Here is a 282-nt window from a genome sequence, read left to right on the forward strand (position 1 = left end):
GCAAAACTCACCGAAAATGTCTCTGGAACGTCAAGTCCAAGCTAAAATCGCTGCCAAGCGTAACCCACAACAAGATAGTGAAGCCCAAGAATGGATCCAAGCCGTCTTGGGAGCCAAATTCCCTCCCGGTAGAAACCTGACGGGTTTTAGCGAAAAGCCTATCCTGATCGACGGAAGGGGCCACTTGGTGGGCCGCCTCGCCGCTATCGTGTCCAAAACCCGGTTGCAAGGCACTCGAGGTATGGCCGGAAGAGGTGAACAGCGCAACAGTTCTGGCAATTT

1 protein-coding gene is annotated in these 282 nt (G+C 53.5%); it reads right to left on the reverse strand.

Annotated features, from left to right (window positions below):
- Window positions 1–7: 7 nt before the first annotated feature.
- On the reverse strand, window positions 8–282 hold a 275-nt coding region (locus tag QWJ41_RS21035; protein ID WP_302710432.1), incomplete at its 5' end, for a hypothetical protein.

Origin of the sequence: Nocardioides cremeus (assembly GCF_030518195.1) — a bacterium.
In the GTDB taxonomy this organism is placed as follows: Bacteria; Actinomycetota; Actinomycetes; order Propionibacteriales; family Nocardioidaceae; genus Nocardioides; species Nocardioides cremeus.